The sequence below is a fragment of the Streptomyces sp. NBC_00873 genome (assembly GCF_045207415.1).
In the GTDB taxonomy this organism is placed as follows: Bacteria; Actinomycetota; Actinomycetes; order Streptomycetales; family Streptomycetaceae; genus Streptomyces.
The window spans coordinates 5,558,087-5,573,810 of record NZ_CP108803.1 but is presented as its reverse complement, the minus strand read 5'-3'; the positions used below and the strand labels follow the sequence as shown (position 1 = coordinate 5,573,810).

Genomic DNA, 15,724 nt, shown 5'->3' with positions numbered 1-15,724 from the left:
GTCTGAGGAGACTGTGCTGTGACCGGGATCAAGACGACCGGCGAGAAGAAACTGATGCTCTTCTCCGGCCGCGCCCACCCCGAGCTGGCCGAGGAGGTTGCGCACCAACTGGGTGTCGGCCTCGTGCCGACGAAGGCCTTCGATTTCGCCAACGGTGAGATCTACGTCCGCTTCCAGGAGTCCGCACGCGGCGCCGACTGCTTCCTGATCCAGAGCCACACGGCTCCGATCAACAAGTGGATCATGGAGCAGCTGATCATGCTGGACGCGCTGAAGCGCGCGTCGGCCCGCTCCATCACGGTGATCGTGCCGTTCTACGGCTACGCCCGCCAGGACAAGAAGCACCGTGGCCGCGAGCCGATCTCGGCCCGCCTGGTCGCCGACCTGATGAAGACCGCGGGTGCCGACCGCATCCTCACGGTGGACCTGCACACCGACCAGATCCAGGGCTTCTTCGACGGCCCGGTCGACCACCTCTTCGCGCTGCCGATCCTCGCCGACTACGTCGGCGCCAAGGTCGACCGCTCGAAGCTGACGATCGTCTCCCCGGACGCCGGCCGCGTGCGCGTCGCCGACCGCTGGTGCGACCGCCTCGACGCCCCGCTGGCGATCGTCCACAAGCGCCGTGACAAGGACGTCGCCAACCAGGTGACCGTCCACGAGGTCGTCGGCAACGTCAAGGGCCGGGTCTGCGTCCTGGTCGACGACATGATCGACACCGGTGGCACCATCTGCGCCGCCGCCGACGCCCTGTTCGCGCACGGCGCCGAGGACGTCATAGTGACGGCGACGCACGGGGTGCTCTCCGGCCCGGCCGCGGACCGGCTGAAGAACTCCAAGGTCAGTGAGTTCGTCCTCACGGACACCCTGCCGACCCCGGGTGAGCTGGAGCTCGACAAGATCACGGTGCTCTCGATCGCGCCGATGATCGCGCGCGCGGTGCGCGAGGTCTTCGAGGACGGCTCGGTCACGAGCCTCTTCGAGGAGCAGTAGAAACACCTGACCCAGAAGATCCACTTTGGGTGCGGCCTCCCCGCCGGGTAGACTCAGCGAGTTGCTCGGCGAGGGAGGCCGTACTCATGGGTACGGCGGTCCGTTATCGACGCGCTCTTCGTAGCAGGCCTGTCGTGGGCCGGGTGACCATCCAGTTTTCGTCACCCCACGAGGAGTGCAGTCATGGCCGAGATCAAGCTCGCCGCCCAGCCCCGTACCGAGTTCGGCAAGGGCGCCGCCCGCCGCGCCCGTCGTGACAACCAGGTCCCCGCGGTCGTCTACGGCCACGGTGCCGAGCCGGTCCACGTCACCCTGCCGGCCCACGAGCTGCTCCTTGCGCTCCGCACCGCCAACGTCCTGATCGGCCTGGAGCTCGAGGGCAAGGACGCGCTGGTCATCCCGAAGGCCGTGCAGCGCAACCCGCTCAAGGGCGACATCGAGCACGTCGACCTGCTGACCGTCAAGCGCGGCGAGAAGGTCAACGTCGAGATCGCCGTGCAGGTCGAGGGCGAGCTGGCCCCGGGCGGCAACCTCCTCGAGTACGTGCAGAACACCCTGCTCGTCGAGGCCGAGGCCACCCACATCCCCGAGTCCGTCACGGTCTCCATCGCGGGCCTCGACGCCGGTGACTCGATCCTCGCCAAGGACATCCCGCTGCCCGCCGGCTCCGTGCTGGCCGGCGACGAGGACGCCGTCGTGCTGCAGGTCGTCTCCGCGCAGGCCGAGGAGCCGACCGCCGAGGCCGAGGCCGAGGGCGCCGAGGCCTGAGCCTCGCCCTCCCCGCTTCACCTGCTTCACTGACGGGGCGGTGGTTCCTTCCCCAGGGACCCGCCGCCCCGTCCGCCTGTATCCGGGCCATCCGGAACCATCCGTACGCGAAGGAGACCGAGCGCAGATGTCCGACGCCACCGACCCCTGGCTCATCGTGGGCCTCGGCAACCCCGGCCCCGAGCACGCGGCGCAGCGGCACAACGTCGGCTTCATGGTCGCCGACCTCCTCGCCGAGCGGATCGGCGGGAAGTTCAAGCGGGCCCAGAAGGCGCAGGCGCAGGTCGTCGAGGGCCGCATGGGCCCGCCCGGACCGGCCAACCGCCGCGTGATCCTGGCCAAGCCGATGTCGTACATGAACCTCTCCGGCGGCCCCGTCACGGCGCTCCGCGACTTCTACAAGGTGCCGACCGATCACATCGTGGCGATCCACGACGAGCTGGACATCGGCTACGGGACGCTCCGGCTGAAGCTGGGCGGCGGCGACAACGGGCACAACGGGCTCAAGTCGATGACCAAGTCGATGGGGTCCGACTACCACCGGATCCGGTTCGGGATCGGCCGCCCGCCGGGCCGGATGCAGGTCGCCGACTTCGTACTGAAGGACTTCTCGTCCACCGAGCGCAAGGAGCTCGGCTATCTCGTGGACCGGGCGGCGGACTCGGTGGAGTGCCTGCTCGCGGAGGGTCTTGAGCGCGCGCAGAGCGCGTACAACTCATGAGATAGCAGGGCGATCCCGGACCATTTCCGACCAGGGTCCGACGTGAAGTTGACCGAAAGCGTTCGCCTGCCCAAGGATCGCTCCCCATGAAGCGGAGCACCTCCCACCGCGCACTGCTCTACGGCCGCAGCGCCGCCCTGGGCTGCGTCGTCCTGCTGCTGCTCGTCGCAGGCGTCCTGTCGTCCTGGTCCTCGGCGCAGCACATCGTCCTCGCCAAGGGCCGCGAGCACGGCACGATGACCGTCACCGGCTGCGGCGCCGACGTCTGCACGGGGCCGTTCGCCCCCGCCGAGCACGCCACCGCGCGCTCGCGTGTGACGATCGAGCGGTCCGTCGCGGTGAAGAAGGGCGGCAGGTTCCCGGTCGTCGTGAAGCCCGGCACCGACGAGGTCGTACGCACCGGGATGCCGGGCTTCCTGCATTCCTGGGTGCCGCTCGGCGGCGCACTGCTGCTCGCCGCCCTGATCATCGGCGGCGGGCTGCGGCTCACCCGGACCGCATGGGGAACCGGGATCGCGGGCGCGGTCCTGCTGGTGGCGACGTTCATCGCGCTTTGAGCCGCGCCCCCAGCCGCCCCCTGAGCGACTCCCGGGCCGCGCTCCGAGCCCTTCCCCGGGGACGCCCCGAGGCGCGGACTCCCGTACCGGAGCCGCGCGTTCGCCCGATCGTTACCCGGAACGATTGGGGCAGAACCCTGCACAGGGGGCGGATGCGCACACATCAAATTTGACGGGCTGAAGCAACCACAAGAAGCTTGGCCGACCCCCCACGGCATCCCTCATCTCCTACGTTGGACTGCCCATGCGCATACTCATTCCCGCCGGCACTCTGGTCACCGCGGTGACCGCCTCGCTGCTGCTGGCACCTTCCGCCTTCGCGACGCCCAAGGGCGACAACGGGACGGTGAAGATCCACGACGCCAAGACCGGCGAGGAGCTTCGCAGGAACGAACCGAAGGTCTGCTCCTTCTACCTCGACGCGTTCGGCTTCGACGCCGCCCAGAAGGTCCAGTGGCACATCGAGGCCTGGGCCAACAACGACCTGGACAAGGGCGAGACGGTCAAGACGGGCGCCTTCGCGCTCGACGGTTCCGGCCACGGCCGTACCACCGACATGACCCTGCCCGACGGCCAGTACAAGCTGTTCTGGAACTTCGAGGGCGAGAACGGCAAGGCCAAGCACAAGGTCTTCAAGACCGACTGCGAGCCGGGCAAGCCCGGCGAAGAACCCACGAAGCCCGGCGAAGAACCCACGAAGCCCGGCGAAGAGCCCGCGAAGCCCGGCGAAGAGCCCTCAGCCACGCCGTCCACCGGCCCGTCCGCTCCCGGCGGCGAGCAGCCCTCCGGCACCCCGTCGCCCTCGGAAAGCACCCTGGCCGGTGCCCCGTCCACCCGGGGCGGCGCGTCCGGCAACCTCGCCGAGACCGGAAGCAGTGCCCCGGTCGGCACGATGGCGGCGGTCGCCGCGGCGCTCGCCGCGGCCGGCGGCTTCCTGGTGATGCGCCGCCGCAAGGCCCAGCAGCACTGACGTCCGCGCAGCGGAGTGCCCCCACCGGATGCGTCCGGTGGGGGCACTGTCGTGCTGCGGGCGAGAGGGTCAGCCGGTGTTGCGCAGACCCGCGGCGACACCGTTCACCGTGAGCAGCAGGGCCCGGGCGAGCAGCGGGTCGGCCTCCTCGCCGAGCTCGGCGGCACGGCGCTGGCGGGCCAGCAGCGAGACCTGGAGGTACGAAATCGGGTCCAGGTAGGCGTCCCGGATGGCGAACGTCTGCTGGAGCACCGGGCTGGTGCCGAGCAGCTCGGTCCCGCCGGTGACCTTCAGGACTTCCTTCACCGTGAGCGCATGCTCGGCCTCGATGTCGGCGAAGACGTGCTTCAGCTCGTCGGGGACGAGCGTGTCGACATAGTGGCGGGCGATCCGCAGGTCGGTCTTGGCGAGCGTCATCTCCACGTTCGAGATGAAGTTCCGGAAGAAGTGCCAGTGCTCGTGCATCTCGTCCAGAACGGTGCCCGGACCGGCCTCGCGCAGCGCCTTGAGCCCCGAGCCGACGCCGTACCAGCCGGGCACGATCTGCCGCGACTGGGTCCAGCCGAAGACCCACGGGATGGCCCGCAGGCCGTCGAGACCGGCGCCGGAGTCCGGGCGCCGCGACGGACGGGAACCCAGGTGCAGCTCGGCGAGCTGGTCGACCGGGGTGGACGCGAAGAAGTACGCGGGCAGGTCCGGGTCCTCGACCAGCTTGCGGTAGGCGTTGTGCGCGGCGTCGGAGACGGTGTCCATCGCCGCGTCCCAGCGGGCCAGGGCCTCGTCGGACTGGCGGGGCGCGGTGTGCAGCGCGGATGCCTGGAGGGTGGCCGCGACGGTCAGCTCCAGGTTCTCCCGGGCGAGCGCCGGGATGAGGTACTTGTCGGAGATGACCTCGCCCTGCTCGGTCACCTTGATCTCGCCCTCCAGCGTGCCCCACGGCTGCGCGAGGATCGCGTCGTGCGAGGGGCCGCCACCACGGCCGACGGTGCCGCCGCGGCCGTGGAAGAGCCGCAGCCGTACGCCGTAGCGGTGCGCGACGTCACGCAGTCGGCGCTGCGCCCGATGGATCTCCCACTGCGAGGTGGTGATGCCGCCGAACTTGGAGGAGTCGGAGTAGCCGAGCATGACCTCCTGCACGTCTCCGCGCAGGGAGACGAGACGGCGGTACGACGGATCGGCGAGCATCTCGTCGAGAATGACGTCGGCGGCGCGCAGCTCGTCGGTGGTCTCCAGGAGCGGCACGATGCCGATCTTGGCCCAGCCGCCGTGCAGATCGAGCAGCCCGGCCTCACGGGCCAGGACGGCGGCCGCGAAGACGTCGTCGGCGCCCTGGCACATCGAGATGATGTAGGACTCGATGACCTCAGGGCCGAACCGCTCGAAGGCTTCCTTGATGGTGTGGAAGACGCCGAGGGTCTTCTCGCCCGCGGCGTCCAGCGGGGCCGGGGTCGGGGCGAGCGGGCGGCGCGAGCGGAGCTCCTTGGCGAGCAGCTTCTGCCGGTAGTCGCGCGGCATGTCGGCGTACCGCCAGGACTCCTCGCCGAGCCGGTCGAAGAGCTGGCCGAGGGCGTGGTGGTGGGCGTCCGCGTGCTCACGTACGTCCATGGTGGCGAGCTGCAGACCGAACGCGGAGAGCGTGCGGATCGTGCGGTCCATCCGGCCGTCGGCGAAGAGACCGCCGCGGTGCTCGCGCAGCGAGGTCTGGATGAGCACCAGGTCCTCGATGAGCTCGGCGGTGCCGAGGTAGTCGCAGCCGGGGCGGTGCGGGGTGCCGCCGGCGAGACGTTCGCGGGTGTTGAGGAGCTTCTGGCGGATGCAGGTGGCCTTGAGGCGGTACGGCTCCTCGGCGTTCAGCCGCTTGTAGCGGGGGCTGATCTCGGGGAGGCGTTCCAGGTCGGCCTGGAGCGAGGTCAGCAGTTCGTCGGTGGCGCCGGTGTAGCGGATGGAGTTGGAGAGCTGCGCGCGGAGGTGGTCGACGAGCTCCAGCGCGTCGGTGATGCCGTGCTCGTGCTGGAGGATCAGCACTTCGCGGGTGACGGCGGGCGTCACGTTGGGGTTGCCGTCGCGGTCGCCGCCGATCCAGGTGCCGAAGGTCAGCGGGCGGGTGCCCGCGGGCAGTTCGACGCCGACCCGCTCCAGCTCGGCAGCGAGGTCCTCGAGTACGTCCCCGACGGCGTTGGCGTGCAGCTCGTCGAGGTAGTAGATGGCGTTACGGGCCTCGTCGGCCGGCTCCGGGCGGACGACGCGCAGCTCGTCGGTCTGCCAGATGAGGTCGATGTTCTCGGCGAGCCGCAGGTCGTGGCGGCGGCGGTCGGCCTCGATGACGGGGGTCTCCAGCAGCTCGGCGATGCGGCGGAGCTTGTTCAGCACGGAGCGCCGCGCGGCCTCGGTCGGGTGCGCGGTGAAGACGGGCCGTACGTTGAGGTTCTTGACGGTCGCGCGCAGGTGCTCGGGGTCCGCGTCCTTCAGCCGGTCGGCGGTACGGGCCAGCAGACCGCCCTCGGCGGCGCGCCGGTCGCGCATCTCGTGGGCGCGGTGGACCTGCTCGGTGACGTTGGCGAGGTGGAAGTAGGTGGAGAAGGCGCGCACCAGCTGCGCTGCGGTCTCCAGGTCCGTGTCGCCGAGGAGTTCGGCGGCTGCCTCGCCGTCGGTACGGGTCAGGGCGCGGACACGCTCGACGAGGTCGAGGAGTTCCTGGCCCTCCTGACGTACGAGGGTCTCGCCCAGCAGATCGCCGAGGCGCCGGATGTCGGCGCGCAGCTCGGGGCTTGCGGCGGGGGTCTGGTCGGCACTGCTCACAGTGTGCGGCTCCTTGCAGTGATTGAGGAGGTGCGTCGCGAAGCGTCTCCCCACAAGGGGGTCCGGGGCCCGCGGCTGGCAGCGGTGCTGTCGCCGCCCCGGGAAAGCAGAGTGCGGACCGCGCTGTCCGACGCTTCCAGGATAGGTGTCCGTGCCGTCGGCGTTGCCCACAGCCCTCGTCGACCCGGTGGAGCGGTGGCTCCGACGGCGCTCTCGTGCTGCGGGCCTCCGCGCTGCCATACTTACGAAACCGTAGGTTACGGATGCGTAGCCAGAGTTGTCCTCGTACTCCTCACCCTCCAGGGGACTCCCCATGAACACCAGCCCCGATGTGATCGACGACGCCCCGGCAGCGGCGGCCGACGGTCCGGTCCTCCCTTCCGCCACGCTCGGCGGCGACAACAAGCGGTCGATCGAGCAGATCGCCCTGCTGCTGTTCATCGTGGTGCCGTTCATGGCCCTGGTCGCGGCGGTGCCGCTGGCCTGGGGCCGCGGTGTGAGCTGGCTCGATCTCGGTCTGCTGGTCGCGATGTACTTCATCGGCTGCCACGGCATCACGATCGGCTTCCACCGCTACTTCACCCATGGCTCCTTCAAGGCGAAGCGCCCGCTCCGCATCGCCCTGGCCGTTGCCGGGTCGCTGGCCGTGGAAGGGCCGCTGGTGCGATGGGTGGCCGACCATCGCAAGCACCACCGCTTCTCCGACGCCGAGGGCGACCCGCACTCGCCGTGGCGGTTCGGCGAGACGCTCCCTGCCCTGATGAAGGGGCTGTGGTGGGCGCACATCGGCTGGATGTTCGACGAGGAGCAGACCCCGCAGCAGAAGTACGCGCCGGACCTGATCAAGGACCCGGCGATCCGCGGGGTCTCCCGCCACTTCCTCACCCTCACGATCGTGTCGCTGGCGATCCCGCCGCTGGTCGGCGGTCTGGTGACGATGTCGTGGTGGGGAGCGGCGACGGCGTTCTTCTGGGGCTCTCTCGTACGGGTGGCGCTTCTGCACCACGTCACCTGGTCGATCAACTCCATCTGCCACGCGGTCGGCAAGCGCCCGTTCAAGTCCCGTGACCGGTCCGGCAATGTGTGGTGGCTGGCGGTCCTCTCCTGCGGCGAGTCGTGGCACAACCTGCACCACGCGGATCCGACGAGCGCCCGGCACGGGGTGATGAGGGGCCAGGTCGACTCCAGTGCCCGGCTGATCCGCTGGTTCGAGAAGCTCGGCTGGGCGTACGACGTGCGCTGGCCGGACTCCGCCCGGATCGAGTCCCGCCGGATCGACTCCCGGCGCGAGTCCGCGCGCGCCGACGCGGCATGATTGACGACGTGGCGACCGACGGCAACACGAGCAGCGAGAAGAACCGTCCCTCCTCCACCCGGCGTACCCGCCGCGTGAGGATGACCGGCAAGGAACGCCGCGAACAGTTGCTGGACATCGGCCGTACCCTCTTCGCCGACAAGGGCTTCGAAGGCACCTCGGTGGAGGAGATCGCGGCCCGCGCCGGCGTCTCCAAGCCGGTCGTCTACGAACACTTCGGCGGCAAGGAGGGCCTGTACGCCGTCGTGGTCGACCGCGAGATGCGCCAGCTCCTCGACATGGTCACCAGCGCCCTGACCGCCGGCCACCCGCGCGAACTCCTGGAACAGGCGGCATTCGCGCTGCTCGACTACATCGAGAGGTACACGGACGGCTTCCGCATCCTGGTCCGCGACTCCCCGGTCGCCCAGTCGACCGGCACGTTCGCATCCCTGATCAGCGACATCGCCACGCAGGTCGAGGACATCCTGGGGCTGGAGTTCAAGGCCCGCGGCTTCGACCCGAAGCTCGCCCCGCTGTACGCGCAGGCGCTGGTCGGCATGGTGGCGCTGACGGGCCAGTGGTGGCTGAACGTCCGCAAGCCGAAGAAGGCGGAGGTGGCGGCGCATCTGGTGAACCTGGCCTGGCACGGCCTGGAGAACCTGGAGTCGAAGCCGCGCCTGGTAGGTCACCGGAAGAACTGACCCGACAGGAGCCGGCACCGCACGCGGTACGACGGTGCCGGACGGGCGGGCGGCGGGCCGGGGCGGGCCGGCCTTCGAGCTCATCCCCTCGGCGCCCCTCACCTGTTTCAATACAGGGGTGATCGAATTTGCGATCGATTGTGTGGTGCTCGGCGTAGTCGGTTCTCTCGTCGGCATGCTGATCCGCCGCAGACACCGGCGCAGGTCGGCGCGGGCGGCCGACGGAGCACCGACCGGGATCCCGTGCATGATCAAGCGGGCGTCCCACGGCAACCGCTGGCGCCCCGGGCAGCTGCTGATCAACGCGAAGCCCCTGACCTGGCGCCCCGCCTACGGCAGGTCGGCGGTCGTCCTCCCCGGCGATCTGCACCGGACCGCGGTGCGCGCGGTATCGACACGTGAGGGTCTGGTCATCAATCCGGGTTCCCGGATCGTGGAGTGCGCGTCGTCGGACGGGACTGTCCTGATCGCGGTCATGCCGGTGGATCTGGAGCTGGTGACCGGGGCCCTGAACGACGCATAGCCCACCGTGACGCCGCACCGCTCGGGATCGGCATCACCCCGCGCGCGCTCGACCGGCTCCGCGGCTCACCCGTCCACCGGCTCCAGGAATTCCAGCCGGTTTCCCACCGGGTCGCAGGAGTAGAAGCGCCGGTGCCCCGGCAGGTCGGCGTCCCGGTGCACCTGCGCGCCGTGTGCCTCCAGCCGTGCCGCGAACGCCTCGATGTCCGTGACGCGCAGCCCCGGGTGGGCCTTCTTCGCCGGGCGGAAGTCGGCCTCGATGCCCAGGTGCAGCTGGACCGGTCCCGCCTGGAACCAGCAGCCGCCGCGGGCCGCCAGGACCGGGGGCTTGGGAAGTTCGGTCATTCCCAGGATGTCCACGTAGTACGTGCGCAGGGCGGGCTCCGAGCCTGCCGGGGCGGCCAGTTGGACGTGGTCCACTGCGGCGATCATCACTTCTCCTTGTGGGCGACGGCGAAGATGCGGCGGAACGGGAAGACCGTGCCGTGCGGACCCTTCGGGTACGCGGTGCGCAGCAGGTCCCGGTATTCGGTGAGGAACGCCTCGTGCGCCTCCGGGTCGTCCGCGAGCGCCGTCAGGACGGGGCGCAGGCCCGTGCCCTTCACCCAGTCGAGGGCGGCGTCCTCGCCCTGGAGGAGGTGGAGGTACGTGGTCTCCCAGACGTCCGCCGTGATGCCGGGGGCCGTCAGGGCGTCCAGATAGGCGGTGGGGCTGAGGACCGCGTCGGCGTGGCGCAGGACGCCGGTCAGGCGGGAGCGCCAGCGTGGGGACTCCGCCAGTTCGCGCATCAGGGTGTGGGTGGGCTGGTCGAAGTTGCCGGGGACCTGGAAGGCGAACGTGCCGCCCGGGGTGATGCCGTCCAGCCAGCCGGGAAAGCGGCCGACGTGGCCGGGGACCCACTGGAGCAGGGCATTGGAGACGATCAGGTCGTACGGTTCTGCCGGCGTCCAGGTCGTCGCGTCGGCCTCGGCGAAGTCCAGGAGGGGTGTGGCGTGGGCTCGGGCCTGTTCCAGCATCTGGGGGGAGTTGTCGTACCCGGTGATCCGGGCCGTCGGCCAGCGGGCCGTGAGGAGTGCCGTGACGTTGCCCGCGCCGCAGCCCAGGTCCGCGATGCGGGGCGCGGGGGCGGCCGGGGGCTCCGGGATGCGGGACAGGAGATCCTGGAACGGGCGGGTGCGGTGGTCCGCGTGGCGCAGGTACTGCTGCGGATCCCAGGTCGGTGTCGTCATGGCAGCCAGGATCACCATGGATGTATCTTGATGTCAAGACACTCGAATTCAAGAGACTTCATGTCGACAGACCCTTTACACTGATCCACATGGAGGACGAGGTTGACCGACTGGTCGCTGCATGGCGTCGCGAGCGCCCCGACCTCGACGTGGAACCACTTGAGGTGCTCAGCCGCGTCTCACGCCTTGCCCGTCACCTCGACCGGGCCCGCCGGATCGCCTTCTCCGAGCACCATCTTGAGCCGTGGGAGTTCGACGTACTGACGTCGCTGCGCCGCGCCGGGGCCCCGTACCAGCTCTCCCCCGGTCAGCTGCTCACCCAGACGCTGGTCACCTCGGGCACGATGACCAACCGCATCGACCGGCTGACCAAGAAGAACCTCGTCGAACGGCTCCCCGACCCCAGCGACCGGCGCGGCGTGCTGGTCCGGCTCACCGCGGAGGGACGCGACAAGGCCGACCAGTCGCTGGCCGGACTGCTCACCCAGGAGCGCGCCATCCTCGGCGAGCTCTCCCGCCACCAACGCGGCGAACTGGCCGGGCTGCTACGCCAGTTGACCGCCCCGTTCGACAACATCCCCGGATAGCTCGGCCGGTCCGACACCGGCGCGTCGGGCCAGCGCCACCGCGGCCAGCGTCGAGTGCACGCCCAGCTTCCCCAGCACGTTCTGCATATGCGTACGCACCGTGTGCGGGGAGAGGTACAGCCGCTCCGCCACCGCCTTGCGGCCCAGCCCGGCCACCATGCAGCGCAGCACCTCGCGCTCGCGCGGGGTCAGCGACTCGACCAGCTGCTCGCTCTCGGTGCGGTGCTTGCGGGCTGCCGTCAGCTCGCGCAGGACACCGGTGAGCAGCGCCGGAGGCAGATGCGTCTCGTCGCGGAGCACCCCCCGGATGACCGCGAGCAGCCGTTGCAGCGAGCAGTCCTTGGCGACCCACCCACAGGCCCCGGCCTGCAACGCCAGCGCGGCCCGGCGCGGGTCGTCCTTCTCGGCGAGCACCACCGTACGGACGGACGGCTGGCCCGAACGGACCCCGGCGACCAGCGAGATCCCGTCGACCGGGGCGTGTTCGCCACTGCGCGGGGCGGGGACCGGGACCGGGCCGGGGGCGGTTCGTCCCGTGGCCGTCGGCAGGATGCCCAGGTCGGCATCGACGAGTATCACGTCGTACCTACGGCCTTCGGCGGACGCCCGCTCCAGACACCGAAGCGCGGCCGGGCCACTGCCCGCCGCCGCCACCTCCACGTCCGGTTCCGCCGCGAGTGCCGCCGCGAGCGACTCGGCGAAAATGCGGTGGTCGTCCACCACGAGAACCCGGATACGAACCACAGGTACCCCCACACTGCATCTGTTCCGGGGCCACCCCAGGACCCCCCGAACGGGACGGACCGGTGCGGGCACGACGCCCGGAGCGATGAGGGTGAACCGCAGTTCTACGGCCGCCGCCGTATGCCGACTGCCACCCCGCCCCGGGCGTCGTGCCCGACTGTCTCGTACCCCTGAATCAGCACCGGCCCCCACCGGTGCTGAGCATCAGCGTACGGCCGGGGGCCGGGAGCGGAAGGCAATTCACAGAACTGATGGACCTCGGTGTTTAGGGTGTGGTTCATGTTTCGTCTTGAGACAGAAGTAGACAAAGATCGTCGCTTTCTGCTGGGCGAACGGCTCCACCGGACCAACACGGACCGGGCCTGCACCCGCTCCAGGCTCCGGACTTCTACCGGAAGCGGGGCTACGAGGTGATCGGGCAGGTCGACAACTACCCGCCCGGAGTCACCGAGTTCATCCTGACGAAAACCTTCACCCGATGCGACGGGCGCCTGCCGACGGGACCGCCGGGAAGACGCCGGGCGTCGCGTACCCGGCCGAGGTGAACGCCTCCAGCACCGACGTGGTGACCGCGTCCGCGTCCGCCTCGTCCACCAGCACGATCGCCGAACCACCGAAGCCGCCGCCGGTCATCCGCGCACCGAGCGCCCCGGACGCGTTCGCCGTCGAGACCACCAGGTCCAGTTCCGGGCAGGAGACCCGCAGATCGTCACGGAGCGAGACATGACCCGCGGTGAGCACAGGTCCCGCCGCCCGCACCTCGCCCGCGTCGAGCAGTGCGATGACCTGCTCCACCCGCGCGTTGTCGCTGACCACATGGCGTACGTACCGCCGGACCGACTCGTCCGCGCCGGACTCGGCGAGCGTGTCGAGCGCGGCATCCAGACCCTCGTACGGAAGATCGCGGAGCGTCCCTGCGCCCAGCGCCCGCGCGCCCTCCTCGCAGCCGGCCCGCCGCTCCGCGTACGCGCCGTCGCCCAGCGCGTGCTTGACCCGGGTGTCGACCACCAGCAGCTGCAGACCGTGCGCGGCCAGGTCGAACGGGACCTGGCGCTGGGTGAGGTCACGGGTGTCGAGGTGCAGGGCGTGGCCCTCGACGCAGCACGCCGACGCCATCTGGTCCATGACCCCGCACGGCACGCCGACGAACGCGTTCTCGGCGCGCTGCGCCAGCACCGCCAGCTCGGCTGCGGACAGGCCGAGTCCGAAGAGGTCGTTCAGTGCGAGCGCGGTGACCACTTCGAGGGCGGCCGACGAGGAGAGCCCGGCGCCGGTCGGGACGGTCGAGGTCAGCTGGATGTCCGCGCCGGTGACCTGGTGGCCCGCCTCGCGGAGCGCCCAGACGACACCGGCCGGGTACGCCGCCCAGCCGTGGCCCTCGTGCGGTGCCAGCTCGTCGACCCGCAGCTGGACGACACCGCCCGGCACGTCGGTGGAGTGCAGCCGCAGCTCGCCGTCTGTGCGCCGGGCGACGGCCGCGCGCGCGGTGTGCGGCAGCGCGAGCGGCATCACGAAACCGTCGTTGAAGTCGGTGTACTCACCGATCAGGTTGACCCGGCCGGGGGCCGCCCAGACTCCTTCGGGGACGGTGCCGTACAGCTCGGTGAAAGCGGTGACCAGCTCAGCGCTGTCGGTCATGGGGCGGTGGGCTCCTCTCGGCGGGCGAACGTCCAGGCGTCGGAAACGATTCCGGCCAGGTCGGCGCGGGACGGCTGCCAGCCGAGCCGCTCCCTGGCGGTGGTGGCGGAGGCGACCAGCACCGCGGGGTCGCCGGCGCGGCGCGGGGCCGCGGTCTCGGGGACCGGGTGGCCGGTGACCTTGCGGACGGTCTCGATGACCTCGCGCACCGAGAAGCCGTTGCCGTTGCCGAGGTTGCAGATCAGGTGCTCGCCCGCGGTGGCCGCGTCCAGGGCGAGGAGGTGGGCCTCGGCAAGATCGGCGACGTGGATGTAGTCGCGCACGCAGGTCCCGTCGGGGGTCGGGTAGTCGTCGCCGTACACGGAGATCGACTCGCGCTGCCCCAGCGCGACCTGGAGCACGAGCGGGATGAGGTGCGACTCCGGGCTGTGGCGTTCACCGCAACTGGCGTACGCACCCGCCACGTTGAAGTACCGCAGCGAGACCGCGGCCAGTCCGTGCGCGGCCGCCTCGCCGGTGATCATGTGGTCGACGGCCAGCTTGGTGGCGCCGTACGGGTTGGTGGGCGCGGTCGGGTCGGACTCCGTGACGGGGCTGGAGACCGGTTCGCCGTAGGTCGCGGCGGTGGAGGAGAAGACCAGCGTGCGGACCCCCGCGTCGCGCATCGCGGCGAGCAGCGCGGTGGATCCGCCGACGTTGTTCACCCAGTACTTCTCCGGGTCGGTGACGGACTCGCCCACCTGGGAGTACGCGGCGAAGTGCAGCACCCCGTCGTAGGAGGAGTCCAGCCAGCGGGCGGCGTCCTGGATGCGGCCCTCGATGAACCCGGCCCCGGCCGGGACACCCTCCCGGAACCCGGTCGACAGATCGTCGAGAACGGTCACCGCGTGACCGGCCTCCAGAAGATGCGCGGCAACCACGCTGCCGACATATCCCGCGCCACCCGTGACCAGGTACTTCTTCTGCGGCTTGCTCACTCGCTCGCTACCTCTCGCAGTCGCTGGGCCGCGGCCTCCGGCGGCACATCGTTGATGAACACGTTCATGCCGGATTCGGAACCCGCGAGGAACTTCAGCTTGCCGGAGGTGCGTCGGATGGTGAAAAGCTCGAGGTGGAGCCCGAACTCCTCCCGCCCGGGCACCCCGAACGGCGCCTGGTGCCAGGCCGAGATGTACGGCGTCGGCGGCTCACCGGGGCCGAAGATCCGGTCGAATCGCCTCAAGAGTTCCAGATAGATCTGTGCGAACTCCGTGCGCGCGGCATCGTCGAGTTCCCGCAGGTCGGGGACGCGTCGGCGCGGGTGGAGGTGGATCTCGTACGGCCAGTGCGCCGCGTACGGCACGAACGCCACCCAGTGCTCGCCGGTCAGCACGATCCGCTCGCCGTCGGCCAGCTCGCGGGCCACGACGACGTCGAAGAGATTGCGGCCGGTCCGCTCGCGGTGCGCCTCCATCGAGCGGAGCATCAGCTCGGTGCGCGGGGTGACGAACGGGTACGCGTAGATCTGCCCGTGCGGATGGCCGAGCGTCACGCCGATCTCGGCGCCCCGGTTCTCGAAGCAGAACACCTGCTTGACCTGCGGAAGCTCGGCAAGTTCGGTGGTGCGGTCGGTCCATGCCTCCAGGACCAGGCCGGCCTGCTCCTCGGTGAGGTCGGCGAAGGACGCGTCGTGGTCGGACGTGAAGCAGACGACCTCGCAGCGGCCGGAGTCCCCGGCGAGCGAGGGGAAGCGGTTCTCGAAGACGGCCACGTCGTAACTGCCGTCGGGGATCTCGCTGAGCCGGCCGTCCCGGGACGGGCAGAGCGGGCACTCGTCGGCCGGCGGGTGGTACGTACGGCCCTGGCGGTGCGAGGCGATGGCGACGCTGTCCCCGAGAAGGGGGTCGCGGCGGACTTCCGACGACGTCGAGACGGCGTCGAGCGGTCGCCGGTCGGCGGCGTCCCGGACCACGTCGTCGCGACTGTCGTAGTAGAGCAGCTCCCGGCCGTCGGCGAGCCAGGTCGATGTCTTCTTCACTCGGGCGCTCCTCGCCACTACCACCTATCAAACATAACCACACACAACAAACCACAACTCAACAGTACGCGTCAACGTCTCGACGCCGAAACGGCACTTCGCCCTTGATGCCTGGAACCGGGTCACGTTGCAGGACGTGAAGGCAGACATGGGCGGCCGGTACTTGGCTGCACCCCATCCG

16 protein-coding genes and 1 pseudogene are annotated in these 15,724 nt (G+C 70.3%); 10 read left to right on the top strand and 7 right to left on the bottom strand.

All coding sequences use genetic code 11. The annotated features are described in order from the left end of the window. Positions 1–18: 18 nt before the first annotated feature. The 5 genes from OH809_RS25880 to OH809_RS25860 all read left to right on the top strand — a co-directional run bounded on the left by OH809_RS25880 (position 19) and on the right by OH809_RS25860 (position 4,009). The gene (locus tag OH809_RS25880) at positions 19–993 is read left to right on the top strand and encodes a ribose-phosphate diphosphokinase (RefSeq protein WP_266360979.1); all 975 of its coding nucleotides are present in this window, start codon (positions 19–21) and stop codon (positions 991–993) included. Positions 994–1,176: 183 nt separating this feature from the next. Next, complete coding sequence (locus tag OH809_RS25875) at positions 1,177–1,761, top strand: 50S ribosomal protein L25/general stress protein Ctc (protein ID WP_406420267.1); 585 nt, start codon at positions 1,177–1,179, stop codon at positions 1,759–1,761. A 127-nt stretch (positions 1,762–1,888) separates the two neighbouring features. Then, a complete protein-coding gene (gene pth / locus OH809_RS25870) occupies positions 1,889–2,482 on the top strand; it encodes an aminoacyl-tRNA hydrolase (protein ID WP_406420268.1) in 594 nt (197 codons plus the stop codon). A gap of 86 nt (positions 2,483–2,568) precedes the next feature. Next, the gene (locus OH809_RS25865) at positions 2,569–3,039 is read left to right on the top strand and encodes a hypothetical protein (protein ID WP_406420269.1); all 471 of its coding nucleotides are present in this window, start codon (positions 2,569–2,571) and stop codon (positions 3,037–3,039) included. A gap of 244 nt (positions 3,040–3,283) precedes the next feature. Further along, positions 3,284–4,009, top strand: coding sequence for an LPXTG cell wall anchor domain-containing protein (locus OH809_RS25860; protein WP_406420270.1), 726 nt, complete (start codon positions 3,284–3,286; stop codon positions 4,007–4,009). A gap of 69 nt (positions 4,010–4,078) precedes the next feature. Here OH809_RS25860 and ppc read toward each other — a convergent pair whose 3' ends face one another. After that, positions 4,079–6,808, bottom strand: coding sequence for a phosphoenolpyruvate carboxylase (ppc, locus tag OH809_RS25855; RefSeq protein WP_406420271.1), 2,730 nt, complete (start codon positions 6,806–6,808; stop codon positions 4,079–4,081). A 313-nt stretch (positions 6,809–7,121) separates the two neighbouring features. Here ppc and OH809_RS25850 point away from each other — a divergent pair, with 313 nt between their 5' ends. The 3 genes from OH809_RS25850 to OH809_RS25840 all read left to right on the top strand — a co-directional run bounded on the left by OH809_RS25850 (position 7,122) and on the right by OH809_RS25840 (position 9,329). After that, positions 7,122–8,123 (top strand): acyl-CoA desaturase, encoded by a 1,002-nt coding sequence (locus OH809_RS25850; protein WP_406420272.1) that lies wholly within the window; start codon positions 7,122–7,124, stop codon positions 8,121–8,123. Further along, on the top strand, positions 8,120–8,806 hold the full coding sequence (locus OH809_RS25845) for a TetR family transcriptional regulator (protein ID WP_406420273.1): 687 nt from the start codon (positions 8,120–8,122) through the stop codon (positions 8,804–8,806). Before OH809_RS25850 ends, OH809_RS25845 begins: the two co-directional genes overlap by 4 nt. Before the next feature lie 118 nt (positions 8,807–8,924). Then, complete coding sequence (locus tag OH809_RS25840) at positions 8,925–9,329, top strand: hypothetical protein (RefSeq protein WP_406420274.1); 405 nt, start codon at positions 8,925–8,927, stop codon at positions 9,327–9,329. Between the two features lie 65 nt (positions 9,330–9,394). Here the strand turns inward: OH809_RS25840 and OH809_RS25835 are convergent, their stop codons facing one another. Beyond that, the gene (locus OH809_RS25835; RefSeq protein ID WP_406420275.1) at positions 9,395–9,760 is read right to left on the bottom strand and encodes a VOC family protein; all 366 of its coding nucleotides are present in this window, start codon (positions 9,758–9,760) and stop codon (positions 9,395–9,397) included. Then, positions 9,760–10,557, bottom strand: a complete 798-nt coding sequence (locus OH809_RS25830) for a trans-aconitate 2-methyltransferase (RefSeq protein ID WP_406420276.1) — start codon at positions 10,555–10,557, stop codon at positions 9,760–9,762. Before OH809_RS25830 ends, OH809_RS25835 begins: the two co-directional genes overlap by 1 nt. A gap of 89 nt (positions 10,558–10,646) precedes the next feature. Here OH809_RS25830 and OH809_RS25825 point away from each other — a divergent pair, with 89 nt between their 5' ends. Next, the gene (locus OH809_RS25825) at positions 10,647–11,144 is read left to right on the top strand and encodes a MarR family winged helix-turn-helix transcriptional regulator (RefSeq protein ID WP_393305054.1); all 498 of its coding nucleotides are present in this window, start codon (positions 10,647–10,649) and stop codon (positions 11,142–11,144) included. Here OH809_RS25825 and OH809_RS25820 read toward each other — a convergent pair. After that, a complete protein-coding gene (locus tag OH809_RS25820; protein WP_406424987.1) occupies positions 11,103–11,888 on the bottom strand; it encodes a LuxR C-terminal-related transcriptional regulator in 786 nt (261 codons plus the stop codon). The two genes, OH809_RS25825 and OH809_RS25820, sit on opposite strands and share 42 nt — an antisense overlap. 374 nt (positions 11,889–12,262) lie before the next feature. Here OH809_RS25820 and OH809_RS25815 point away from each other — a divergent pair. Then, positions 12,263–12,433, top strand: a pseudogene (locus tag OH809_RS25815) (N-acetyltransferase); the annotation flags it as partial. Here the strand turns inward: OH809_RS25815 and galK are convergent. The 3 genes from galK to galT are packed head-to-tail and all read right to left on the bottom strand — an operon-like array spanning position 12,360 to position 15,543. Continuing rightward, positions 12,360–13,526, bottom strand: coding sequence for a galactokinase (gene galK / locus OH809_RS25810; protein ID WP_406420277.1), 1,167 nt, complete (start codon positions 13,524–13,526; stop codon positions 12,360–12,362). The pseudogene OH809_RS25815 and the gene galK sit on opposite strands and share 74 nt — an antisense overlap. Beyond that, positions 13,523–14,503, bottom strand: a complete 981-nt coding sequence (gene galE / locus OH809_RS25805) for a UDP-glucose 4-epimerase GalE (protein ID WP_406420278.1) — start codon at positions 14,501–14,503, stop codon at positions 13,523–13,525. Before galE ends, galK begins: the two co-directional genes overlap by 4 nt. Next, positions 14,500–15,543 carry a galactose-1-phosphate uridylyltransferase gene (galT, locus tag OH809_RS25800; protein WP_406420279.1) on the bottom strand — a complete coding sequence of 348 codons (1,044 nt, stop codon included), beginning with the start codon at positions 15,541–15,543 and terminating at the stop codon, positions 14,500–14,502. The genes galE and galT overlap by 4 nt, the downstream gene beginning before the upstream one ends. Between the last annotated feature and the right edge of the window lie 181 nt (positions 15,544–15,724).

Excerpts from the sequence above, each read along its gene's own strand:
- OH809_RS25835 (WP_406420275.1), bottom strand. The coding sequence starts at position 9,760 with ATGATCGCCGCAGTGGACCACGTCCAACTGGCCGCCCCGGCAGGCTCG.
- OH809_RS25865 (WP_406420269.1), top strand. The coding sequence starts at position 2,569 with ATGAAGCGGAGCACCTCCCACCGCGCACTGCTCTACGGCCGCAGCGCC.
- galK (WP_406420277.1), bottom strand. The coding sequence starts at position 13,526 with ATGACCGACAGCGCTGAGCTGGTCACCGCTTTCACCGAGCTGTACGGC.
- OH809_RS25845 (WP_406420273.1), top strand. The coding sequence starts at position 8,120 with ATGATTGACGACGTGGCGACCGACGGCAACACGAGCAGCGAGAAGAAC.
- pth (WP_406420268.1), top strand. The coding sequence starts at position 1,889 with ATGTCCGACGCCACCGACCCCTGGCTCATCGTGGGCCTCGGCAACCCC.
- OH809_RS25875 (WP_406420267.1), top strand. The coding sequence starts at position 1,177 with ATGGCCGAGATCAAGCTCGCCGCCCAGCCCCGTACCGAGTTCGGCAAG.
- OH809_RS25825 (WP_393305054.1), top strand. The coding sequence starts at position 10,647 with ATGGAGGACGAGGTTGACCGACTGGTCGCTGCATGGCGTCGCGAGCGC.
- OH809_RS25860 (WP_406420270.1), top strand. The coding sequence starts at position 3,284 with ATGCGCATACTCATTCCCGCCGGCACTCTGGTCACCGCGGTGACCGCC.
- OH809_RS25830 (WP_406420276.1), bottom strand. The coding sequence starts at position 10,557 with ATGACGACACCGACCTGGGATCCGCAGCAGTACCTGCGCCACGCGGAC.
- OH809_RS25850 (WP_406420272.1), top strand. The coding sequence starts at position 7,122 with ATGAACACCAGCCCCGATGTGATCGACGACGCCCCGGCAGCGGCGGCC.